We start from the raw sequence: 21,158 nt of genomic DNA, 5'->3' as shown, positions 1-21,158 counted from the left end.
GCCTGCCGCCGCTCAGCCCCTCGCCACGGCGCCAGACCGGCGCGACACCCGCACTTCGAGCCAGAGCACCAGCGACGCGCCGGCGAAGATCGACGCCAGCGCCATCGCCGAGCCGAGCGACAACACGGCGACGCCGCTCAAGCCGTGACCCACCGTGCACCCCAGGCCGATGACCGCGCCCGCGCCGGTCATCAGCGCGCCCGCCAGCGGCACGGCCATCGCGCGGGGCGCCGCCGGCCATTGGAGGCGGAACTCGCCCCTCGCCAGCGCCGACAGCAGCGAGCCCAGCCAGGTGCCTAGCAACATCGCCACGCCCAGCGTCCAGGTCTGGCGCACCGGGTGGCGCAGAAAGTTGGCGGCATCGCCCAAGGGGCCGGCATAGCTGAACGACTGCACGCCCAGGCCGTCGGGCGGCTCGCCCATGAACGACGCCTCGTCGGCCGCCGCCGTTCCGATCGGACCCGCGGTCAGCGCATAGCCGGCAGCCACCATCAAGCCGCTCAGCGCCGCACCGATCCACAGCGTGCGGTGGCCTTGCCACGCCAGTCGGCGCGCCGCCAGCCCCAGCACCGCCACGCCGAGGATCGCGCCGGTGATGACCCGGCCGGAGGGGCTGCCGAAGCCCAGCAGGGCATCCAGGCCCTGGCTGGGCCAGCCCCAGCGATGCAGATCGAACGAGAGCGGGACCAGCCACGGGGCGATCCCCCGGTCGAACAAGGCGGTGCGGGACATCGCGAAGGCGGCGATGCCCATGGCGATCAGCAGCACGGCCGCCGACCCGCTGCCCTGGGCGCTGCGCACGGCCGTCCGCAGCGGGCAGCCGCGGGCCAGCACCATGCCGGCACCGAACAGCAGGCCACCCAGCAGGTAGCGGCCCCAGGGCAGGTTGGCGGACAGGTAGGGCGGGCGCGACGGCACGAGCGGCTGTGGCAGCACGAGTTGCAGCGCGGCGACCGCCAGCAAGGCCACGCCGGCCGCCGCGAAGTAGGCGGCGAGGCGCTGCGGGCGGCGCTCACGCAGGGCCTCGCGAAGCCCGCCTTGCGGGCAGAAGCGCGAGGCCTGGGCGGCTGCGCCCAGCACCAGCGCGGACAGGAAGCCGCCGAGCAGCAGTTGATCGATCGCGGTCATGGACGGTTCTCTTGGGGTGGCTTGGCCGGGTGCCCCGGATGGGTTTCTTCGACGCGCAGCAGGACCCAGGCGCCGGACAAGGCCAGCAAGCCGGCGGTGAACCAGAAGGCGGGTTCGATGTCCCCGCGCACCTGAGCGATCAGCCCCAGCACCAGCGCACCCATCGCGTAGCCGGTGTCGCGCCAGTAGCGATAGGTGCCCAGCGACGAGCTGCGCCAGCTGGGGTGGGACAGGTCGGCGACGGCGGCGATCAAGTTGGGGTACAGCAAGGCCATCCCGACCCCCATCGCCGCTCCCGTGGCGACCCACGCCGCCACGCCGTGCATCTGCATCGTGGCCGCGATGCCCGCGGCCAGCAGCCACAGGCCGGCCACGATCGGCGCGCGCCGGCCGATGCGGTCCGACAGCGGGCCGGTCCACAGCTGCGAGACGCCCCAGACGAGGCCGTACACCCCGGTGACCCAGCCGGTCTGCACCAGCGTCAGGCCCCGGTCATGCAGGTACAGCGGGAACAGCACCCACAGCAGGGTGTCGGCGACCTTGTTGGCCACGCCGGCCTGGCACAGCGCGGCGAAGGTGGGGTGCCGGAACGACACGAACAGGAAGACCTCGGTCGAGCTCGGGTGTTCGGGCAGGCCGGTGGCAAAGCGAGGCGCGGGGCCGCGGTGGGTGCCGGTGGCATGGCGGTGCCGCTCGGCCTGGGCCCAGGGCAAGGTCTCCTGCAGGAACAGCCAGGCCGTGCCCAGGCCCAGCGTGATCACGACGGTGGCGAAGCCGAGCAAGGCCAGGCGCGGCCCGAAGACGCTGCCGAGGTAGCCGGTGGCGATGCCCGCCAGCCCGACCGAGGCGTAGCCGGCGAACTCGTTGATGCCGGTGGCCAGTCCGCGCTGCTCGGCCCGCGTGATGTCCACCTTGCTGGTCACCGTCATGCTCCAGGCGAAACCCTGGTTGATGCCGAGGAACAGGTTGGCCGCCACGATCCACCACCACGACTGAGCGAAGAAGATGAGCAGCGGAATCGGGATGGCGGCCAGCCAGCCCCAGATCAGCACGGTCTTGCGCCCAACGCGCTCCGACAGCCGGCCGGCGACGAAATTCAGCGCGCCCTTGACCAGGCCGAACGAGATGATGAAGGACAGCAGGTACAGGAAGGAACTGCGCGGGACGCCGAAATCCCGGCTGGCCACGATCGGCAGCACGGTCCGCTCCATGCCGATGACCAGGCCGACGAAGGACACCTGGACCGCCTGCCAGACGAACTGGTGCAGGTTGGTCCGGATGCCCTGCGGGTAGCGCTCGTGCGGCGGCGTCGGCGCGACGGTCCCGGGCACCGCGGGGGGGGACGGGGTCATGGTTCAGGCGGCGGTGTTGGCCGCGACGATGCGGTCCATGTCGGCCGGACGCGGCGGAATCTGCTCGGTCAGCTGGGACACGAACGCGTCGCGCGGCAGGCTCAGTGCCGGGTTCCAGCGCTTCTCGAAGGCCAGCGTCGACGAGGGTTTGCCGGACAGCCCCACGCCGCAGGCGCTGCCCGCCTGGTGGCCGGGATAGATCTCGATCTCGTCGGGCAGGCTCAGCAGCTGGCGCTGCAGGCTGTCGTGCAGCAGCGCGGCCATCTCGCGTTCGCGTCCCGCCAGGTCGGGCCGGCCCACGGCGCCGACGAACAAGGTGTCGCCGGTGACGACGAACCAGGGCGCCTCGCCGCGCCGCCGGTCGGTGACCAGCAGGCAGACGCTGTCCATCGTGTGCCCGGGGGTGTGGAGCACCTGCACCGTCACGTTGCCGAGCGGGATCACCTGTCCGTCGACCAGCGGCTCGAAGCCGAACTGCACCAGATCGGCCGCCGCTTCGTGCAGGCAGTACGGTGCCCCCACCCGGCTGGCCAGCGCGCGCCCGCCGGACAGGTGGTCGGCATGCACATGGGTGTCGATGACGTGGGTGATGGCCACGCCGGCCAGCGCCGCCTGCTCGACGAACCAGGCTTCGTCGCCGGCGACGACGTCCACCGCCACTGCCTTGCCCAGGCCTCCGCAGCCGAAGAAGTAGGACAGGCTGGACGCCTGGGTGGCCAGTTGTTTGAAGAACATCGGGTTCCTCCGTCGTTGTCGATCTTCAGCGTCGGGCCGTCATGACGACAGGGCCTCGACCGGCAGGCCGGCCGCACGCCATTCGGGCACGCCCTCGGCGATCTTGCGGGCCAGGTGGCCGCGTTGCAGCAGCAGCTTGACCGCGGCGTCCGACATCACGCAGAACGGGCCGCGGCAGTACGCGACGATCTCCTTGTCGCGCGGCAATTCGCGCAGCCGCGTTTCCAGTTCGTCGAGCGGCATCGATCGCGCCGAAGGCAGGTGAGCGACGCGGTACTCCGACTCGGGCCGCACGTCGATCAGCAGCACCTCGCCGGCCCGGACCTTCTGCAACAGCGAGCCGGCGCTTTCCATCGACAGGCGCTCCGGCCCCGAGAACAGGCGGCTCATCGTCGTCTGCAGCTCGGCCAGATGCGATTCGGCCAAGGCGCGCAGCGATACCCAGAGCGCCGACACGTCGTTGCTGCTCTGACGGTAGACGCGGCGCTTGCCGGCCGGCCGCACCGCCACCAGGTGGGCCGCCTTGAGCACCCGCAGGTGGGCGCTGGCCAGCTTGACGTCGATCGCCGCCTCGCGCGCCAGCGTCTCGACCGTCTTCTCGCCCTGGGCGAGCAACTCCAGCAGCTCCAGGCGCTTGGGACTGGAGACCGCGCCACCGATGCGCGCGACCTGCTCGTAGAGATGGTCCTTCAGTTCTCGAGTATTCATTCAATCATTCTAACGAATAAAAGAATGAACGAAGCGCGCGTCAACCCGAAGGAAGGCGATCGCGTCTCCGGTGGCCGGCGAGGCGGCCCTCCGCCGGGCCGCTCCGAGGCCTGTCGCCGAGGGTGGTTTTGCCGGATAATCGCTGTGTAGTTGAATACATAACGAATGTTCGAAATCCTTTCTTCCGTCGACTGGTCGCCGCTGTGGCTCTCGCTCAAGGTGGCCAGCGTGGCCACGGCGCTCGCCGGCGTGGCGGGCGTGGCGCTGGGCTGGCTGTTCGCGCGCACGGAATTGCCCGGTCGCGCGCTGCTGGAGGCCGTCTGCATGCTGCCGCTGGTGCTGCCGCCCACGGTGATCGGTTATGCCATCCTGTTGCTGGCGGGCCGCCGCAGCGCGCTGGGGGGATGGCTGCACGCGCACCTCGACTACTCGATCGTCTTCAGCTGGCATGGCGCGGTGGTCGCATCGGCCGTGGTGGCCTTGCCGCTGGTGCTCAAGTCCGCCAGCGCCGCCTTCGCGACGGTCGACCGCACGCTGGAGGCGGCTGCGCGCACCCTGCGCCAGTCGCCGTGGTCGGTCTTCGTGCGGATCACGCTGCCGCTGGCGGCCCCGGGCATCGTCGCCGGCACGCTGCTGGCGTTTGCGCGGGCGATGGGCGAGTTCGGCGCCAGCCTGATGGTGGCGGGCTCGATCCCCGGCCGCACCCAGACTTTGTCGATGGCCATCTACGACGCCGTCCAGGCCGGGCAGGACGACACCGCCGCGGTGCTGGTGATGGCGACCTCGGCCTTGTCGGTCGCGGTGCTGTGGCTCTCGGGCCGCTGGCTTGCCCGGCCATGACGCAGCCGCCCGATGCCGGTTCCAGCGGCGCGGCGTCCGGCGCGCTGATCGACGTCGACCTGCGCCTGACCTTGAGCGACGCCACGCGCCGGTTCGAGCTGGCCGTGCGCTTCGCCACCGCGGCGCCGGTGATGGCGCTGTACGGGCCGTCCGGGGCCGGCAAGTCGCTGACGCTGCAGGCCATCGCCGGGCTGCTGCAGCCCGCGGCCGGCCACGTGCGCATCGCCGGGCGCACGCTGTTCGACGCGCGGGCCGGCGTGAACCTGCCGGCCGCGCAGCGTCAGGTCGGCTACCTGTTCCAGGACTACGCCTTGTTCCCCCACCTGAGCGTGCGGCAGAACGTGGGCTTCGGCCTGGGCAGCTGGCGCCGGCGACCGAGCGCGGCCGACGCCGCGCGGGTCGACGGCTTGCTGGAGAGTTTCGGGCTCGCCGGCCAGGCCGACGCGCGGCCGGCGGCCTTGTCGGGCGGGCAGCGCCAGCGGGTGGCGCTGGCGCGCGCCCTGGCCTGCGAACCCGCCGTGCTGCTGCTCGACGAGCCGTTCTCGGCGCTCAATCCGATGCTGCGCCAGAGCCTGCGCGAAGAGCTGGCCGAGGTGCGCCGGCGCTGGGCGATCCCGATGCTGATGATCACGCACGACGTGGACGACGTGGTCGCGCTGGCCGATGCGGCCTGCGTGATCGAGCACGGGCAGGTGGTGCGCGAGCTCGATCTGGTCAGTGGCGTGTCGCGTGAGCGGGCCGGCCTGACGCTGGAGCCGCAGGCGCTCGCGCCGGATCAGGCGCTGCGGCGCCGACGCGTGCGCTCAGCCTTGGGCGGCGGGGCCTGAGTCGGCTGCCAGCCTGGCGCCCATCACGCAGGCGCGGCCGGCGGCCTTGGCGGCGTAGAGCTGCTGATCGGCCAGGCCCAGCAAGGCGGCCGCGGGCTGGTGGCGGCTGTCCAGCGTGGCGGGTTTGCTGGCCACGCCGAGGCTGACCGTCACGGCGGCGCCGCGGCCGGCCGCTGCCGATGGCGCCGCCACCGTCCGTCGGACCTCTTGCTCGATGGTCTGCGCCAGCCGGGTCGCTGCCTCGAGGTCGGTGTCGGGCAGGATGCAGGCGAACTCCTCACCGCCGTAGCGCGCGATCACGTCGCCCGAACGCCTGACGCAGCGGCGCAGCACCTCGGCCACCTCGCGCAGGCAGGCATCGCCGGCCTGGTGGCCGTGCCGGTCGTTGAAGGCCTTGAAGTGGTCGACATCGATCATCATCAGGCTCAGCGCGCTGTGGTGGCGCGTCGCGCGGCCCCACTCGGCCTCCAGGCGTTCGTCGAAATGGCGCCGGTTGAACACGCCGGTCAGGCCGTCGACGAACACCATGCGCCGCAGCAGATCGGATTGCAGCTTCAGCGTGGCGTGGGTGCGCACGCGCGCCCGCACGATGCTGGGGTTGATCGGCTTGGAGATGAAGTCCACCGCGCCGATCTCCAGGCCGCGCGTCTCGGCCGTCTCGTCGTCCTGGGCGGTGACGAAGATCACCGGGATGTCGCGCGTCGCCTGCCTGGCTTTCAGGCGCCGGCAGACTTCGTAGCCGTCCATGCCGGGCATCACCACGTCCAGCAGCACCACGTCGGGCTGACGGTCCTCGCACAGCGCCAGCCCTTGTTCGCCGTGGGTGGCCATGAACACCTGGCAGTCGTTCGAGAAGATCTGGTAGAGCGCCTGGATGACCATCGGCTGGTCGTCGATGATCAGCAGCCGCAGCTTGCGTCCGCCGGTCAGCTCGGCCGCCAGGAATGGCGCGCCAGCGCCCGTGTCCGGCGATGCAGGGGGTCTCACGCGGCCACCTCGGCAAGCAGCGTCCGGGTCAGCGCCAGCGCGGCGTCGAAATCGAGGCGGCCCATGGCGGCTTCCAGCGCGTCCCGCTGCGCGGTCGGCAGATCGGCGACCTGCTCGCGCACCGCAGCGAAGGTGTCGGTGGCGGCCATGTCGGCATCGGCCAGCTGCTGCACGAAGGTGTCCAGCAGCCTGGCCAGCGAGCCGTCGCGGTCGGGCTGAGCCGCGGCGGCGGCGGGCGCCGGCTCGCGCGGCAGGGCGTCGACCAGCCGCTGCATGTCGGCCAGCGTGCGCCGGCGCAGGCGCGCCAGCCGGTCCAGCCACGCCGCGTCGACGCGGGCCGGCTCGGCCTCGCCGTCGGCGGCCAGCCGCGCCAGACGCTGCGCGCCCAGCATCGAGGCCAGGCCCTTGAGCGTGTGCAGCTCGCGGCGCAGCTCGGCGGTGCGTCCATCGGCCAGCGCGTCGCTCAAGGCCTGTTCCTGGGGGGCTGCCGCGTCGGCGAAGTGAGTCAGCATGCGCTGGTAGACCGCGCTGCGTCCCAGCACGCGGTCCATCGCCGCCTGGAGGTCGATCCCGCAGGCGGCCGCCTCGTCGCGCAAGGCCACCGGCAGGACCAGCGTCGGCAGCGGCGGAGCCGCGTCGTCCCTCGTCTGCCAGCCGGTCCAGCGCTGCAGCGTGCGCACCAGATGGTTGAGGTCGAAGGGCTTGCCGACGTGGTCGTTCATGCCGGCGGCCAATGCGGCGTCGCGGTCGGCCAGGGTGACGTTGGCCGACATGGCGATGATCGGCAGGGCGTCGAAGCGGCGGTCGGCGCGGAGGGCCCGGGTGGCGGCCAGGCCGTCCATCACCGGCATCTGGATGTCCATCAGCACGGCGTCGAAGCCTTCCGGCTGCTGCAGCAGGAGCGCAACCCCGTCCTGCCCGTGCTCGGCGTTGCGGACGATCGCGCCCTCGTCCTCCAGCAACTCGCGGGCCACCTGTCGGTTGTTGGCGTTGTCTTCCACCAGCAGCACCCGCATGCCGGCGAGGCGGCGGGGCAGGCCGGCGCGCAGGGCGGGCTGATCCGGCAGGCCGGACGCCCCGGCATCGAGCGGCACGAGCCCGGAGTCGGCGGCATCGAGTTCGTCGTCGTCGCCCAACGGCATCGCCAGGCTGAAGTGGAAGCGGCTGCCCTGGCCGGCCACGCTCTCGACCGCCAGCGTGCCCCCCATCATCTCGACGAAGCGTTGCGAGATCGCCAGGCCCAGGCCGGTGCCGCCAAAGCGCCGCGTGATCGAGGTCTCGGCCTGGCTGAAGCCGGTGAACAGGCGCGGCAGGTGTTCGGGGGCGATGCCGATGCCGGTGTCGAAGACCTCGAAATCCAGCTGCACCCGGCGGTCGGGGCGGGGCAGGGCGCGCACCCGCACGGTGACGCTGCCCTTGGGCGTGAACTTGATCGCGTTGCCGCCCAGGTTGGTCAGCACCTGCAGCAGGCGCAGCGCATCGCCTTGCAGCACGGAGGGCAGCTCGGGCGGCAGGTCGAACTGCAGCTGCAGCTCGCTGCCCTCGGCGAGCTGGGCCGAGAGCAGGGTTTTCAGGTCGGCCAGCAGGCGGTCGAGGCGGAACGGCCGGGTTTCCAGTTCCATCTTGCCGGCCTCGATCTTCGAGAAATCCAGGATGCCGTTGACCAGGGCCAGCAAGGCGCGGGCCGCCCCCTCGGTCTTGCCGGCGTAGTCGCTCTGGCGGGGCGACAGCGGCGTGCGCTGCAGCAGCCTGAGCATGCCCAGGATGGCGTTGAGCGGCGTGCGGATCTCGTGGCTCATGTTGGCGACGAACTGGCTCTTGGCCCGCGACGCCGAGCGTGCGGCCTCGGAGGCATTCATCAAGTCGGTGATGTCGATCCGAAAGCCCACCGTGTGCCCGTCGGGCATGCGGCGCTCGATCACGCGAAGCCACTGGCCGCTGTCGAGCTTGATCACCGTCTGGCCCTGCCGGGCGCGGTGCAGCGTCAGGCGCTCGCGGACCCAGGCTTCCTCGTGGCCCACGGCGGCCGGGTACTGCCCGCGCTGCGCGCCGACGCGGATGATGTGCTCGAAGGTGTTGCCGGGCACGATCACGTCGGCCGAGGTGGCGAACAGGTCGCGGTAGCGCTCGTTGCACAGCACCAGACGATCGTCCGGGTCGTACAGCACGAAGGCCTCGTCCAGCGTGTCGATCGCGCCGCGCATCAGCGCGTCGGCGCGCCGCACCTCGGCCTCGCGCGACAGGCGCTCGGAGATGTCGACGTAGGTCCGCACCACGCCGCCGTCGGGCATCGGGGCGCTGTGCACCTCCACCACGGCGCCGTTGGGCATCGGGGTCTCGGCGCGGGTCGTCTCCCGACTGGTGGCGGACGCCAGCGCGCTGCGCACGCGCTCCTCGGTCTGCGGCGCGTCCAGGTGCATCGCCTCGGCGCCGTAGCGAACCACGTCTTCCAGGCTCATCGTGCCGCGCGCGAGCCGTTCGGCCGGAACGCCCACCAGCTGGCCGAAGGCTTCGTTGCGCAACACCAGGTGCAGGTCGGCGTCGAACACCGCCAGGCCGCAGGGCAGGTTCTCGACGACGCCGATCAGCCGCTCGTTGGTTCGGCGCAGACCGGCTTCGAGCTCGCGGCGGCGGGTCACGTCCTGCGCCGCGCCAAACAGCCGGATCGGGCGGCCGTCCGGATCCGCTTCGATGGCGCCGACGATGCGCATCCAGCGCGTCTGGCCGGGCGGGTCGGACGGCACCGCCAGCTCCAGGTCCCAGCCGGAGCCGCGATGCAAGGCACTGCGCAGGGCTTCCAGCAACGGCGTGCGGCCGGCCGGGCCCAGGTGCCGCAGCAGCGAGCGCACCGTCGGTTGCGCGCCGCTCGGACAGGCCAACAAGCGATGAACCTCGTCGGACAGGCTCAGCCTGGCGGGCCGCAGCTCGCAGGTCCAGCCGCCGACGCCGACCAGCCGGCCGACCCGGTCGAGGAAGGTCTGGCTCGCGCGCAAGGCCTGCTCGGCGTGCTTGCTGGCGGTGATGTCGAGCGCGATCTCGATGAAGCCGTCGAAGCGGCCTTGCGCGTCGAAGGCCGGTTGCACTTCGGTGTCGATCCACAGCAACCGGCCGTCCTTGGTGCGGTTGCGCACCTCGACGCGGCAGGTCTGGCGCAGCCGGGCGGCGCGCCGCAAGGTGTCCAGGGACGCCGCGGCGGTGTGGGGCGTGCACAGCAGTTCGTCGGGCGTTCGGCCGATCGCCTCGTCCGGCGCGTAGCCGTACAGGCGGCTGAAGCCCTGGTTGACCCAGGTGATGCGCAGCTCGCGGTCGGTGATCATCACCGCGTTGGAGGTGCGCTCGACCACGGTGGCCAACCGATTCAGGTCGCGCGTCATGCGCTCGGCCTGCAGGCGCACGCGGCCACGCACGGTCACCGCCAACGCCAGGATCCAGGCCAGGGCCAGCGTCAGCGCGCCGCCCGCCCAGGCAATCAGGCGGGGCGACTGGCGGTCGATGCCGGCGTCGAACGCGGGCGTCGACCCGACCTGCAGCAGGAATCGGCGGCCTCCGACGTCCAGTTCGCGCCGCGTCCGCAAGCTGGGGGCCGCGGCGGCATCGGCCGCGTCGGGACCTTGGACGATCGCCACGGCGGCCCCACCGGGGGCGCCGATGTCGGTGAGCGAATAGCGGGCCAAGGCCGCGGCCTGGCCCGGTGGGGGGGCGAGCAGTTCGCGCGCCACGATCGGCGCGATCGCCCAGCCTTGCAGGGCCGCGAGTCGTTCGGCCGGGCTGGCCGGCACCGTGCCCCGGCGATAGACCGGCAGCCAATACAGCCAGCCGGTGTCCTGGCGGGTGCCCTGGCGGAGGGTCAGCGGCTCGCTGAGCGTCGCCTCGGCGCGGGTGGCGGCGCGCCAGGCCGCGTCGCGGTTGGTGCGGGACGAACACAGGTCGTCGCCCAGCGGCCAGTCCGCCGCGGAGCGATCGGCGCCCTGGGGCGACAGGAATTGAAGCCGGCATGCGTCACGCGCCGGATCGGGAAGACGGGCCGCGCCGTCCGTCCGGCCGTCCGCTCGCTGCGGGTGGACGGTCGCGTCGATCTGGCCCGCCGGCACCCGCGCGACATAGCCGAAGCCACGCACCCCGGCCGCGTCGCGCGCCAGATGCGAAGCGCTGAAGAAGGCCAGCAATTCGCGGTGCGTCACCTGCTCGCTCGCGGCGTACAGGCCTTGCAGTCCCTGCAAGCCCAGGCGGGGGGCTTCGAAACGCTCGCTCAGCTGGACGGCGAGGCGATCGGCCTCGCGCTCGAAGCGCTGGCGGGCCTCGTGGCGGGCGATCTGCGTCTGGCGATCGACCAGAAAGACCGTCAAGCCGGCACCGGCAGCCAAACTCAGGGCGGCCAGGGCAAGGGCGAGGGGGGCCTGTCGTTTCATGCGATCGATGTCGGCGCACCGGCCCGAAGGCGCTCAGGCTGGTCCCGCCACGCCGATTGTGCGGCGGCCGTGCAGACCCTGGGCGCGAGATAAGCCAGACCCGAACCGGTCTGTTCCCGGCCGCCATCGTCACCGCGGCGACAGGATGCCTGCGCGCCGGCCGCGACAATCGCCGCCATGGGAACGCTTTACCTCGTGCGCCACGGCCAGGCCTCGTTCGGCGCCGCCAACTACGACCAGCTCAGCGCGCTGGGCCACCAGCAGTGCCTCAGCCTGGGCCGGCACTTCCGCAACGCCGGCCTGCGCTTCGACGCGGTGTTCTGCGGCACGCTGCAACGTCAGCGGCAATCGCTGGGGGCGATCGCCGAGAGCCTGCCGGATCTGCCGGCGCCCCAGGAACTGCCCGGCCTGAACGAATACGACAGCGAGGCGGTGCTGCGGGCGATCCACCCGGGCGAGCTGCCCGCGCCCAGCACGCCGGAGGCCGTGCGGCAGCATTTCCTGCTGCTGCGCGAAGGCCTGCTGCGCTGGATGGACGGGCGTGCCGCGCCCGCGGGGATGCCGTCGCACGCCGAGTTCGTGGCCGGCGTCTCGGACGCGCTGAGCCGGGCCCGCGCCCACGCCGACGGCGCGGTGCTGATGGTGTCCAGTGGCGGTCCGATCGCCACCGCGATGGGCCTGGTGCTGGGGTTGGCGCCCGAGGCCGTGGTGGCGCTGAACCTGCGCATCCGCAACAGCGCGGTCACCGAACTGCAGGCGACGCCCAAGCGCCACGCGCTGCTGAGCTTCAACACGCTGCCCCATTTGCCGCTGCCCGAGCGGGCCGACTGGGTGACGTTCGCCTGACGCCGGCGGTCGGCAGCAGCCCGGCGCTGTCCAGCGCCCAGCCCTCGGTGGCCTGCTCGGGCGCGTGGACCTGCACGCGGGTCGCGCGGCCGCCCAGGCCGGCAGCCGCGGCCCGGCGCACCAGGGCCTCGGCGCGCGGGCCGTCCAGTCCGCCGGCAAACCGCTGCCAGCGGCGCAGCACCGCCTCGTCCGCCCAGGCATCTTCCAGCCGCTCACGCCACTGCACCGGGCCGAGCGGGCGGCCGCCGTCCCAGGCGCGCGGCAGCAGGCTGTGGACCAGCAGGTGGAAGTCGCGTTGCAGCGCGCGCCCGGCCGGCAGGTCGGCCAGCAGCTCGCACAAGCGGCGGCAGCGTTCCGCGAAGCCGGCCTCGGTCAGTTGCAGCGTGATCAGCGCCTGCAGCCCCTGGATCGGGTTCAGCAGGCGCAGGCGGTTGGGCGGCAGCAGGCGCAGCGGCAGCGCCGCCGCCACGGCGTGCGGCAGCGGCGTGACGAAGCTCAGCAAGCTTGCCAGGCGGGCCCATTCGGCGCTGCTCAACCCGTTGGCGCACGGGGAACGGCCACCCGCCGCCAGGCCGCGGTCACGGGCCTCGTCCCAGCGCAGGCTGCCCTGGGCCGCGCGGGCCCGGCGACCCAGCACCGCCAGGTTGCCGGCAGCGTAGCCGGCGTCGTGGAAGACCCGCTCCAGCGTCGCGTCGGTGTCCTTGCCGGCACCGTGGGTCAGCGACTCCCGGGTGATGGGGCAGCGTCCGCTGTCGAGCTGGGCCAGGTAGTGCGGCGTCACCTGGATGTCCTCGAACGCGCGGCCGTGCATCCAGGCCTGCAGCCGCAGCGCCAGCCAGGCGTCCACGCCCTGGGTCGGCGCCCGCATGCGGCCGGCGAACCGGCGGCGACCGGCCTCCCAGCCCTGGCGCAGCGGATTGCTGGGCAGCAGGTGCTCGGGCGGCGGCAGCCGGCCGTAGCGGGCGTGGTCCAGGCCCAGTGCGAAGCCGGTGTCCTCGACCCGGCCAGGCGAGGCCGCGTGGGGCTCGGCGCCAGCGAGGTGGGCGCGGGCGGCCTGGGTCGAGACGGGCGCCGTGATGTCTTCGAAAGCGAAACGGGTCTGGGCCATGGTGAACTCCAAGTCGGGTGGCGTCGATCGACGGGCTGCCCCGCCAGCGGCAGCGGGCTGACCGCCTGCTGCCTGGAGTCCAGTGTCGCGTCTCACAGGCTCACAGGATGAGCCTGTAGAAGATGCAAAAAAATGGTCTCGGCTATGCTTCAGGCTCATCCTATGAGCCCCTGGGGAGAGAATTTCCATGAACCGGACCGAACGTTTCTACCGCATCGAGCTGCTGATCAAGTCGCGCGGTGGCGTCAGCTTCGAAGCGCTGCAGGCCGAGCTGGAGGTGTCGCGCGCCACGTTGAAACGCGATCTGCAGTACCTGCGCGATCGCATGGATGCGCCGATCGTCTATGACCGGGCCGACAACGCCTACCGCTTCGGCGCGGCCGCAGGGCCGCAGTCCGCCGCGCCCCAGCACGAGTTGCCCGGAGTCTGGTTCAGTCAGGCCGAGATCCACGCCTTGCTGACGATGCACCAGTTGATCGAGGGGCTGGACGGCGGCGGCATGCTCGGTCGCCACCTGCAGCCGCTGCTCGACAAGCTGCACGGCATGCTGGGCGCGACGCAGGGCGAATCGCGCGAGCTGATGAAGCGGGTCAGGATCGTCAGCCCGGCGCGGCGTCCGGTGCCCAGCCGCTGGTTCGAGCTGGTCGGCAGTGCGCTGCTGCGCCGCCAGCGCATCGACATGCGCTATTTCACGCGCGGACGGCAGGCCGAATCGCAGCGGGTGGTGTCGCCGCAGCGCCTGATCCACTACCGCAACACCTGGTACCTGGACGCCTGGTGCCACAGCAGCGAGGGCCTGCGCCGCTTCGCGCTGGATGCGATCCGAAGTGCGCGCGTCGTCGACCTGCGTGCCCGCGACGTCGCGATGAAGACCGTGCAGGCCGAGCTCGACGGCGGCTACGGCATCTTCAGCGGCAAGGCCTTGCAGCAGGCCCGCCTGCATTTCAGCCCCGAGGCGGCGCAGTGGGTGGCGCACGAGCAGTGGCACCCCGACCAGCGGCTCACGCCGCAACCCGACGGATCGCTGGAGATGGCCTTGCCCTACGCCGACGCCACCGAGCTGGCGATGGACCTGCTGCGCCACGGCCCGCAGGTCAAGGTGCTGGCGCCGCCGGCGCTGGCCCGGCGCGTCGCGCAGTCGCTGCGCGAGGCGGCCGCGCAGTACGCCTGAGCCGGCCTGCCGACCGGTCCCGCCCGGCCTGCGGTTCGCCGGTCCCGCGCGGCCTGCGGTTCGCCGGCCGCGCGGGCTTCCCTCAGGCCGCCGCCTCCCACCGCGGCGTGCAGCGCAACACTTCTTCGAGGGTGGTCAGGCCTTCGGCCACCTTGGCCAGGCCGGCCACGCGCAAGGGGCGCAGACCCGCCTGCGCGGCGTCGCGTCGCAGGCGGGCTTCGTCGAGCTGCGGGTGCATGGCGGCGCGCATCGCTTCGCCCACCGTCATCAGTTCGTAGAGCGCGGCGCGGCCCCGGTAGCCGGTCTGACGGCAGGCCGGGCAGCCCACCGCCTTGTACGGCGTCGGCGCCGGCGCCAGGTGCCAGGGGCTGGCCAAGGCATCCAGCGTCTCGCGGCCCAGCGCGTTGTCGGGCTGGCGGCAGGCCGGGCACAGCGTGCGGGCCAGGCGCTGGGCCAGCACGCCGACGACGGTGGCGGCGATCAGGTAGGGCGGCACGCCCAGGTCGACCAGGCGGGTGATGGCCGACGGCGCGTCGTTGGTGTGCAGGGTGCTGAACACCAGGTGGCCGGTGAGCGCGGCCTGGATCGCCATCTCGGCGGTCTCCAGGTCGCGGATCTCGCCGACCATGAGGATGTCCGGGTCCTGGCGCATCAGCGCCCGCAGGCCTTCGGCGAAGCCGAGCTCGACGGCCGGCTGGACCTGGGTCTGGTTGAACGCCGGCTCGATCATCTCGATCGGGTCTTCGATGGTGCAGACGTTGACCTCCTCGGAGGCCAGTTTCTTCAGCGTCGAGTACAGCGTGGTGGTCTTGCCGGAGCCGGTCGGGCCGGTGACCAGCACGATGCCGTGCGGGCGCTCGATCAGCTCGCGCCAGCGCCGCGCTTCGTCGGCCGAGAAGCCCAGCGCGTCGAACGGCTTGTCCACCGTGCCGGGGTCGAAGATGCGCATCACCACCTTCTCGCCAAAGGCCGTGGGCAGCGTCGACAGCCGCATCTCCACTTCGCTGCCGCCGCCGGGCACGCCGTCGGGCCGGCGGGTCTTGATGCGGCCGTCCTGCGGGCGGCGCCGCTCGATCACGTCCATGCGGCCCAGCAGCTTGATGCGCGCGGTCATCGCCGCCATCACCGCCGCCGGCACCTGGTGCACCAGGTGCAGCACGCCGTCGATGCGAAATCGCACCGCACCGGTGTCGCGACGCGGTTCGAGGTGGATGTCGCTGGCGCGCTGCTCGAAGGCGTATTGCCACAGCCAGTCGACGATCTGGATCACGCCCTGGTCGTTGGCATCGAGGCTGTCGCGCGCCTTCAGGTCGACCAGTTGCTCGAAGCTGTGCGCCGCCGAACTGCCGGTGGCCTCGCCCTGCCGGCGGGCCACGTGCACGCTTTGGGCGAGCTTGTAGAACTCGCCGGTGAAGCGCACCAGGTCGTCGGGCAGGGTCAGCACCAGGCGAATCTTGCGGCGGGTGTGGGCCTCGATCTCGGGCACCCAGGCGGCGTCGAAGGGTTCGCAGGTCGCGATCGTGACCTCGGTCGGGCCGAAGGTCAGCGGCAGCGCCATGCGGCTCTCGGCATAGGCCAGCGACATCACATCGGCGACCCGGCTGGCATCGACGCGCAGCGGATCGATGCGCAGGTAGGTCAGGCCGAAGCGCGCTGCCAGCCAGCGGGTCAGCGTCTCGGTGTCGAGCGGCTTGCCGTCGCGAGCGCTGGTCAGGCCGGCGCCGCCCAGGCGCATCAGCGGGTGCAGCTTCGAGCCGGCCTGGCCGAAGCGGTGCGCCAGGCGATCGGCTTGGTCGGCCGGCAGCAGGCCGTCGTCGCGCAGCCACGCCAGCAGCTGGCGCAGATCCAGCTTGCCGGTGGGGGCGCGGTGCGTCCGGGGCGGGCTCATGCGTCGGGTTCGTCCAGGCTCAGGTCGGCCGGGTCCAGCGGTCGCACCATGCGCAGCCATTTGCGGGCCGGCAGGCCCCAGCGGGCCTCGATGTGGGCGGCGCGCGCGCTCAGCTCCTCGCGTCCGGGCACGGTCACCCGACGCGCGGCGACGATGACGGTGTTGCCCTCCTTGGTGGGGCGCAGGCTCCAGACCTGGTCCAGCCCGAACACGCGGGCGATCCGGCCGGCGCTGCGGCCGAAGCTGGACGCGCTGCCGAACAGGTTGACGGTCATCAGCCCGCCATCGTCCAGCAGGTCGCGGCAGGCGGCGTAGAAGGCCTCGTCGTCGAGCACTGGTGCGGCGGCATCCTGGTCGTAGAGATCGATGTTGAGCACCTGGGCGCTGTGGCGCTGGGCCGGCTCGCGCACCCAGCGCCCGGCGTCGGCCTGGACGACCTTGAGCAGCGCGTCGTCGTCGCCCAGCCGGAACCACAGCCGGCAGGCGCTGATCACCGTCGGATTGATCTCGACCGCGGTCGTGCGCATGCGCAGCACCTTGTGGCTGAAGCGGGTCAGCGCGGCCGCGCCCAGGCCCAGCTGCACGGTGGCGCCCTCGGTCATCTCGTCCTGCGGGCGCCACAGCAGCCAGGCCATCATGCGCTGGATGTATTCCAGCTCCAGGTGCTGCGGCTTGGCGATGCGCATCGCGCCCTGGACCCAGATCGAGTCCAGGTGCAGGTAGCGCACGCCGTCGTATTCGGACATCGTCGCGCCGACGACGTCGCGGGGATCTTGGTTCTTCATGGAGTGATCAGTTGGCAGGCCAGGAAGGCTTCGCGCCAGGCCGCGAGTTTGCGCTCGAACGACCAGCTCGCGTTGGCCGGGCTGGTGGAGGGCAGCCGGAACACCGGCACGCCCAGCGAGGCCGTGAAGCGCAGGCCGCGGGCCGATTCGCCGCCATTGTGGGCGATGCCTCGCAGGCCCGGCAGGCGGGCGGCCAGGCCGGCGAGGTCGTTGAACTCGGCCGCCTGGATCGCGCTGTCCAGGCTGCCTTCGCGCTGGCAGGCGGCATAGATGTCCCACAGGCCCAGGCCGCGCTCGGTGATCGCCGCCAGCCGCTGCGGGTACGGCAGGCGGGGCAGGTCGAGGCCCAGCAGCGCCGCGAGCAAGGGCCAGAACTGGTTGCGCGGATGGGCGTAGTACTGCTGGGCCCGCAGCGAGGCCACGCCGGGAAAGCTGCCCAGCAGCAGCAGCCGGGTGGCCGGCGAGACGGCCGGCGCCAGGCCTTGCAGCCGGGCCGGTGCCGCGTCGGACGGCGCGCCGGCCGCGCCGCGCCGGGTCATGCCGGCACCGCCAGGGCGGGCAGCCGCGGCAGCGCCGCGCAGGCGTTGGCCCAGGTCTGCGCCGCCGTCTGCGCCAGCGTCCAGCCGCGCAGCCCGGCCAGCGTGGCCGCGATGCGCGGCAACTCGGCCGGCTCGTTGCGGCTGCGTTCGCCGGCGGCGCGCTGGGCCGCGGTGCGGTAAAGCCATTGCGGCGGGATGTCGGGCGCGTCGGTTTCGAGCACCAGCGCGCGGGCCGGCAGCGCCGTGGCCAGCGCCCGCAGCTGGAGTGCGCGCTCGAAGGTCAAGGCGCCGCCGAAACCCAGCGCGAAGCCGCGGTCGACGAAGGCGTCGGCCTGCTGCCGGCTGCCGTTGAACGCGTGGGCGATGCCGCCGGCCACCGCCACGCGGCGCAGCCCGGCCAGCAGCGCGTCGGCCGAGCGCCGCACGTGCAGGATCACCGGCAGGCCGGCGTCGCGGGCCAGCGCGAGCTGGGCCCGGTAGAAGCGCTCCTGCCGGGCGCGGTCCAGCCCCGGCACGAAATGATCCAGGCCGATCTCGCCCACCGCCACCAGGTGCGGGTCGTCGCGCCAGCGCACCAGCGCGTCGGCCAGCGCATCCAGGTCGGCGTCGGCGGCCCGGTCGGTGTAGAGCGGGTGGATGCCCAGCGCATAGGCCAGGCCCAGGCGATGGGCCAGGCTGCGCACCGCGTCGAAGTTCGCCACCTCCACCGCCGGCAGCACCTGCATCGTCACTCCGGCGGCCCGGGCGCGGCCGGCCACGGCGTCGCGGTCGGCGTCGAATTCGGCCGCGTCCAGGTGGCAGTGGGTGTCGATCCACATCGGCAGGCCCGCGGGGTCGCTCAGGCCACCAGCCGGCCCTGGTCCAGCCGCACCTGGCGGTCGCAGCGCGCGGCCAGCGCCGCGTCGTGGGTGACCAGCACGAAGGCGATGCCGCGTTCGCGGGCCCGGCCCAGCATCAGCTCGAAGACCCGGTCGGCGGTCTCGCGGTCCAGGTTGCCGGTGGGCTCGTCGGCCAGCACGCAGCTGGGCTGGTTGACCAGCGCACGGGCCAGCGCGACCCGCTGGCGCTCGCCGCCCGACAGTTCGGCCGGCCGGTGCAGCGCGCGGCCGGCCAGGCCGACCTCGGCCAGCGCCTCGCGCGCCGCCTGCTGCGCCTGCGCCACCGGCTCGCGGCGGATGCGCAGCGGCATCGCGACGTTGTCCAGCGCGCTGAACTCGGGCAGCAGGTGGTGGAACTGGTAGACGAAGCCCAGGTGCTGGTTGCGCCAGCGGCCTTGCGCGGCGGCGTCCATCGCATCGAAGCGGCGGCCCCGGAGCTCGACCGTGCCCTGGGTGGGCGCGTCCAGCCCGCCCAGCAGGTGCAGCAGCGTGCTCTTGCCCGAGCCGGACGCGCCGACGATGGCCAGCGTCTGGCCGGCGTCCACCGTCAGGTCGACGCCGTGCAGCACGGTCACGTCCAGCGGGCCTTCATGGAAGCGCTTGCGCAGGCCGGTGGCGCGCAGCACGGCCGGGCCGACCGCCGAAGCCGTCGACGGGGGAGTCGATTCATTCATAGCGCAGGGCCTCCGCCGGGTTGACCCGGCTGGCACGCCAGCTGGGGTAGAGCGTGGCCAGGAAGGACAGCACCAGCGAGATCAGCGCGATCGGCACGATGTCGCTGCGCTGCGGGTCGCTGGGCATGCGGGTGATCAGGTAGACGCTGGCCGGCAGGAAGGTGGTGTGCAGCAGGTGCTCGATCGCCGGCACGATGACGTCGATGTTCAGCGCCACCAGCAGTCCCAGGCCGACGCCCGACAGCGTGCCGATGATGCCCGAGGCCGCGCCCTGCACGACGAAGATGCCCATGATCGAGCCCGGGCTGGCGCCCAGCGTGCGCAGGATGGCGATGTCGGCGCGCTTGTCGGTCACCGTCATCACCAGGGTCGAGACGAGGTTGAACGCGGCCACCGCGACGATCAGCGTCAGGATGATGAACATCATGCGCTTCTCGACCTGCACCGCGTCGTACCAGGCGGCGTTGTTGCGGGTCCAGTCGCGCACCGCCACGCCGGGGCCGAGGCGGTCGGCCAGGCGGGCACCGACCTCGCGGGCCCGCTGCACGTCGGCCAGCTTGAGCTGCACGCCGGTCGGGCCGCCGGTGCGGTACAGGCGGGCGGCGTCGTCGAGGTTGACCAATGCCAGCCCGCTGTCGTATTCGTAGTGGCCGACGCTGAACACGCCCGCCACCGTGAACTGCTTGAGCCGCGGCACCACGCCGGCCGGTGTCACCTGGCCGCCGGGGGCGATCAGCGTCACCGCGTCGCCCACCTTCACGTCCAGCGCCCGCGCCAGCTCCACGCCCAGCACGATGTTCCAGCTGCCCGGCTGCAGCTTCTGCAGCGTCCCCTCGGACTGCAGCGTGGCGGCCAGGTCGGTCAGGTGGCGCTCGGCGTCGGGCTCGACGCCGCGCACCACCGCGCCGCGCATCGCGTCGCCGCGGGCCAGCAGCGACTGGATCGCGATGAAGGGCGCGGCGGCGCGCACCTCCGGGTCCTGGCTCGCCTGCGCGGCCAGCGCGTGCCAGTCCGGCAAGGCGTTGCCGTTGGCGTCGGTCAGCTCGACATGGGCCACCGCCGACAGCATGCGGTCGCGCACCTCGTTCTGAAAACCGTTCATCACCGAGAGCACGATGATCAGTGCCGCCACGCCCAGCGCGATGCCGATCACGGAGACGAAGGAGATGAAGGAGATGAAGCCGTTGCGCCGGCCTGCCCGGCCGGCCCGCGTGTAGCGCCAGCCGACCTGCCACTCGTAGGGCATGGAAAAACGAAGACTCATGCGGGCATGCTAACCGGCGGCTGCCGGGCGGCCGCGTCCCGGGCCGCGATAATCCGCACCATGCACCTGGTGCTTCCCTATGCCGGCACGGCGTCGCCGTCCGCCGCGGCTCGCGTTCCCCCATTGCCTGGACTGGCGCGTCTGCTGGCACGCTGGGAGGTCTGCGCGCGCGACGACGGCGACGAGCACGACCTCAGTCCGCCGCACGAGCGCGCGCTGGCTCGCCTGCAAGGCTGGCCGCTGGCCGATGGCCTGCTGCCGCTGGCCGCCTGGTCGGCGCAGCGCGATGGCCTGGCGCCCGCGCCCGCGCCCGGCAGCGGCTGGGGCCTGCTCAGCCCGACCCACTGGCACCTGGGCACCGAACAGGTCTCGCTGACCGATCCGGCCCAGCTCGCCCTCGACGACGCCGGCTCGCGCGCCCTCTTCGCCGCGGTGCAGCCCTTGTTCGAGGACGACGGCTGGCGCCTGGTCTGGGGCGCTGCGACCCGCTGGTACGTCCAGCACGACAGCCTGACGCGCCTGCCCAGCGCCTCGCTGGACCGCGTGGTCGGCCGCAATGTCGACCTGTGGCTGACGCCGCACCCCGAGGCCCGCCGCATCCGCCGCCTGCAGGCCGAGGTGCAGATGCTGCTCTACACCCATCCCGCCAACGACGCCCGCGAGGCGGCCGGCCTGCTGCCGGTGAACTCGTTCTGGCTCAGCGGCACCGGCGCCACCCCGGCCGGACGGGGCGAGGCCGCGTCGCCCGCATGGCGGCTCGACGATCGCCTGCGCGCGCCGGCGCTGGCCGACGACGGCCCGGCCTGGGCCCAGGCCTGGTCCGCGCTTGACGCCGGGCCGATCCAGCAGCTGCTGGCCGAGGCCGAGGCCGGCCGTCCGACCTGTCTGACCCTGTGCGGCGAGCGCCATGCGCTGAGCCTGGCACCGCGACCCCGGCCTTGGTACCGGCGTGGCCCGCTGGCACCGCGGGCGACGCCACCGGCCGCGCTGCTGGCCACCCTCTGAACCGTCGAGAGCCG

18 protein-coding genes are annotated in these 21,158 nt (G+C 72.7%); 5 read left to right on the top strand and 13 right to left on the bottom strand.

The genetic code is table 11. The features are described from left to right. Positions 1-12 precede the first annotated feature (12 nt). Genes AC0N04_RS00380 through AC0N04_RS00365 form a run of 4 tightly spaced genes read right to left on the bottom strand, consistent with a single transcriptional unit; the run spans position 13 to position 3,923 of the window. Positions 13-1,128 (bottom strand): YeeE/YedE thiosulfate transporter family protein, encoded by a 1,116-nt coding sequence (locus AC0N04_RS00380; protein ID WP_474277477.1) that lies wholly within the window; start codon positions 1,126-1,128, stop codon positions 13-15. Beyond that, complete coding sequence (locus tag AC0N04_RS00375) at positions 1,125-2,480, bottom strand: MFS transporter (protein ID WP_474277474.1); 1,356 nt, start codon at positions 2,478-2,480, stop codon at positions 1,125-1,127. The genes AC0N04_RS00380 and AC0N04_RS00375 overlap by 4 nt, the downstream gene beginning before the upstream one ends. Before the next feature lie 3 nt (positions 2,481-2,483). Beyond that, positions 2,484-3,215 carry an MBL fold metallo-hydrolase gene (locus tag AC0N04_RS00370; RefSeq protein ID WP_474277472.1) on the bottom strand — a complete coding sequence of 244 codons (732 nt, stop codon included), beginning with the start codon at positions 3,213-3,215 and terminating at the stop codon, positions 2,484-2,486. Positions 3,216-3,254: 39 nt separating this feature from the next. Continuing rightward, positions 3,255-3,923 (bottom strand): ArsR/SmtB family transcription factor, encoded by a 669-nt coding sequence (locus AC0N04_RS00365; RefSeq protein ID WP_474277469.1) that lies wholly within the window; start codon positions 3,921-3,923, stop codon positions 3,255-3,257. Positions 3,924-4,088: 165 nt separating this feature from the next. On the opposite strand from AC0N04_RS00365, the gene modB reads away from it, so the two are divergent. Continuing rightward, positions 4,089-4,763 carry a molybdate ABC transporter permease subunit gene (modB, locus tag AC0N04_RS00360; protein WP_474277467.1) on the top strand — a complete coding sequence of 225 codons (675 nt, stop codon included), beginning with the start codon at positions 4,089-4,091 and terminating at the stop codon, positions 4,761-4,763. Between the two features lie 44 nt (positions 4,764-4,807). Further along, positions 4,808-5,590 (top strand): ABC transporter ATP-binding protein, encoded by a 783-nt coding sequence (locus AC0N04_RS00355; protein WP_474279013.1) that lies wholly within the window; start codon positions 4,808-4,810, stop codon positions 5,588-5,590. On the opposite strand, the gene AC0N04_RS00350 is transcribed toward AC0N04_RS00355, so the two are convergent. Further along, complete coding sequence (locus tag AC0N04_RS00350; protein ID WP_474277465.1) at positions 5,567-6,577, bottom strand: diguanylate cyclase domain-containing protein; 1,011 nt, start codon at positions 6,575-6,577, stop codon at positions 5,567-5,569. The two genes, AC0N04_RS00355 and AC0N04_RS00350, sit on opposite strands and share 24 nt — an antisense overlap. Beyond that, entirely contained in the window at positions 6,574-10,986 is a 4,413-nt protein-coding gene (locus AC0N04_RS00345) for a PAS-domain containing protein (RefSeq protein ID WP_474277462.1), read from the bottom strand. The genes AC0N04_RS00350 and AC0N04_RS00345 overlap by 4 nt, the downstream gene beginning before the upstream one ends. 177 nt (positions 10,987-11,163) lie before the next feature. On the opposite strand from AC0N04_RS00345, the gene AC0N04_RS00340 reads away from it, so the two are divergent. Beyond that, positions 11,164-11,832 carry a histidine phosphatase family protein gene (locus AC0N04_RS00340; protein WP_474277460.1) on the top strand — a complete coding sequence of 223 codons (669 nt, stop codon included), beginning with the start codon at positions 11,164-11,166 and terminating at the stop codon, positions 11,830-11,832. On the opposite strand, the gene AC0N04_RS00335 is transcribed toward AC0N04_RS00340, so the two are convergent. Continuing rightward, a complete protein-coding gene (locus tag AC0N04_RS00335; RefSeq protein ID WP_474277457.1) occupies positions 11,774-12,940 on the bottom strand; it encodes a hypothetical protein in 1,167 nt (388 codons plus the stop codon). The genes AC0N04_RS00340 and AC0N04_RS00335 overlap by 59 nt on opposite strands. A 187-nt stretch (positions 12,941-13,127) precedes the next feature. On the opposite strand from AC0N04_RS00335, the gene AC0N04_RS00330 reads away from it, so the two are divergent. Next, positions 13,128-14,111 carry a helix-turn-helix transcriptional regulator gene (locus tag AC0N04_RS00330; RefSeq protein ID WP_474277454.1) on the top strand — a complete coding sequence of 328 codons (984 nt, stop codon included), beginning with the start codon at positions 13,128-13,130 and terminating at the stop codon, positions 14,109-14,111. 82 nt (positions 14,112-14,193) lie between these two features. On the opposite strand, the gene AC0N04_RS00325 is transcribed toward AC0N04_RS00330, so the two are convergent. Genes AC0N04_RS00325 through AC0N04_RS00300 form a run of 6 tightly spaced genes read right to left on the bottom strand, consistent with a single transcriptional unit; the run spans position 14,194 to position 20,139 of the window. Beyond that, positions 14,194-15,999 (bottom strand): GspE/PulE family protein, encoded by a 1,806-nt coding sequence (locus AC0N04_RS00325; RefSeq protein WP_474277452.1) that lies wholly within the window; start codon positions 15,997-15,999, stop codon positions 14,194-14,196. Beyond that, positions 15,996-16,784, bottom strand: coding sequence for a class I SAM-dependent methyltransferase (locus AC0N04_RS00320; RefSeq protein ID WP_474277449.1), 789 nt, complete (start codon positions 16,782-16,784; stop codon positions 15,996-15,998). The genes AC0N04_RS00325 and AC0N04_RS00320 overlap by 4 nt, the downstream gene beginning before the upstream one ends. Then, positions 16,781-17,323 carry a DNA-deoxyinosine glycosylase gene (locus AC0N04_RS00315; protein WP_474277446.1) on the bottom strand — a complete coding sequence of 181 codons (543 nt, stop codon included), beginning with the start codon at positions 17,321-17,323 and terminating at the stop codon, positions 16,781-16,783. Before AC0N04_RS00315 ends, AC0N04_RS00320 begins: the two co-directional genes overlap by 4 nt. Next, positions 17,320-18,141, bottom strand: a complete 822-nt coding sequence (locus AC0N04_RS00310) for a TatD family hydrolase (protein WP_474277443.1) — start codon at positions 18,139-18,141, stop codon at positions 17,320-17,322. The genes AC0N04_RS00315 and AC0N04_RS00310 overlap by 4 nt, the downstream gene beginning before the upstream one ends. A 20-nt stretch (positions 18,142-18,161) precedes the next feature. Then, complete coding sequence (locus AC0N04_RS00305; protein WP_474277440.1) at positions 18,162-18,875, bottom strand: ABC transporter ATP-binding protein; 714 nt, start codon at positions 18,873-18,875, stop codon at positions 18,162-18,164. Beyond that, positions 18,868-20,139, bottom strand: coding sequence for a lipoprotein-releasing ABC transporter permease subunit (locus tag AC0N04_RS00300; protein WP_474277438.1), 1,272 nt, complete (start codon positions 20,137-20,139; stop codon positions 18,868-18,870). Before AC0N04_RS00300 ends, AC0N04_RS00305 begins: the two co-directional genes overlap by 8 nt. A 60-nt stretch (positions 20,140-20,199) precedes the next feature. Between AC0N04_RS00300 and AC0N04_RS00295 the strand changes: the two genes are divergently transcribed. Next, the gene (locus AC0N04_RS00295) at positions 20,200-21,144 is read left to right on the top strand and encodes a hypothetical protein (protein ID WP_474277435.1); all 945 of its coding nucleotides are present in this window, start codon (positions 20,200-20,202) and stop codon (positions 21,142-21,144) included. Positions 21,145-21,158 lie beyond the last annotated feature (14 nt).

The sequence above is a fragment of the Ideonella sp. sgz306126 genome, from assembly GCF_056032705.1.
This window is presented reverse-complemented; position numbering and strand designations above follow the sequence as displayed.

Bases quoted from the DNA above. Each gene is read 5' to 3' on its own strand.
- AC0N04_RS00380 (WP_474277477.1), bottom strand. From the start codon at position 1,128: ATGACCGCGATCGATCAACTGCTGCTCGGCGGCTTCCTGTCCGCGCTG.
- AC0N04_RS00375 (WP_474277474.1), bottom strand. From the start codon at position 2,480: ATGACCCCGTCCCCCCCCGCGGTGCCCGGGACCGTCGCGCCGACGCCG.
- AC0N04_RS00370 (WP_474277472.1), bottom strand. From the start codon at position 3,215: ATGTTCTTCAAACAACTGGCCACCCAGGCGTCCAGCCTGTCCTACTTC.
- AC0N04_RS00365 (WP_474277469.1), bottom strand. From the start codon at position 3,923: ATGAATACTCGAGAACTGAAGGACCATCTCTACGAGCAGGTCGCGCGC.
- modB (WP_474277467.1), top strand. From the start codon at position 4,089: ATGTTCGAAATCCTTTCTTCCGTCGACTGGTCGCCGCTGTGGCTCTCG.
- AC0N04_RS00345 (WP_474277462.1), bottom strand. From the start codon at position 10,986: ATGAAACGACAGGCCCCCCTCGCCCTTGCCCTGGCCGCCCTGAGTTTG.
- AC0N04_RS00340 (WP_474277460.1), top strand. From the start codon at position 11,164: ATGGGAACGCTTTACCTCGTGCGCCACGGCCAGGCCTCGTTCGGCGCC.
- AC0N04_RS00335 (WP_474277457.1), bottom strand. From the start codon at position 12,940: ATGGCCCAGACCCGTTTCGCTTTCGAAGACATCACGGCGCCCGTCTCG.
- AC0N04_RS00330 (WP_474277454.1), top strand. From the start codon at position 13,128: ATGAACCGGACCGAACGTTTCTACCGCATCGAGCTGCTGATCAAGTCG.
- AC0N04_RS00325 (WP_474277452.1), bottom strand. From the start codon at position 15,999: ATGAGCCCGCCCCGGACGCACCGCGCCCCCACCGGCAAGCTGGATCTG.
- AC0N04_RS00320 (WP_474277449.1), bottom strand. From the start codon at position 16,784: ATGAAGAACCAAGATCCCCGCGACGTCGTCGGCGCGACGATGTCCGAA.
- AC0N04_RS00315 (WP_474277446.1), bottom strand. From the start codon at position 17,323: ATGACCCGGCGCGGCGCGGCCGGCGCGCCGTCCGACGCGGCACCGGCC.
- AC0N04_RS00310 (WP_474277443.1), bottom strand. From the start codon at position 18,141: ATGTGGATCGACACCCACTGCCACCTGGACGCGGCCGAATTCGACGCC.
- AC0N04_RS00305 (WP_474277440.1), bottom strand. From the start codon at position 18,875: ATGAATGAATCGACTCCCCCGTCGACGGCTTCGGCGGTCGGCCCGGCC.
- AC0N04_RS00300 (WP_474277438.1), bottom strand. From the start codon at position 20,139: ATGAGTCTTCGTTTTTCCATGCCCTACGAGTGGCAGGTCGGCTGGCGC.
- AC0N04_RS00295 (WP_474277435.1), top strand. From the start codon at position 20,200: ATGCACCTGGTGCTTCCCTATGCCGGCACGGCGTCGCCGTCCGCCGCG.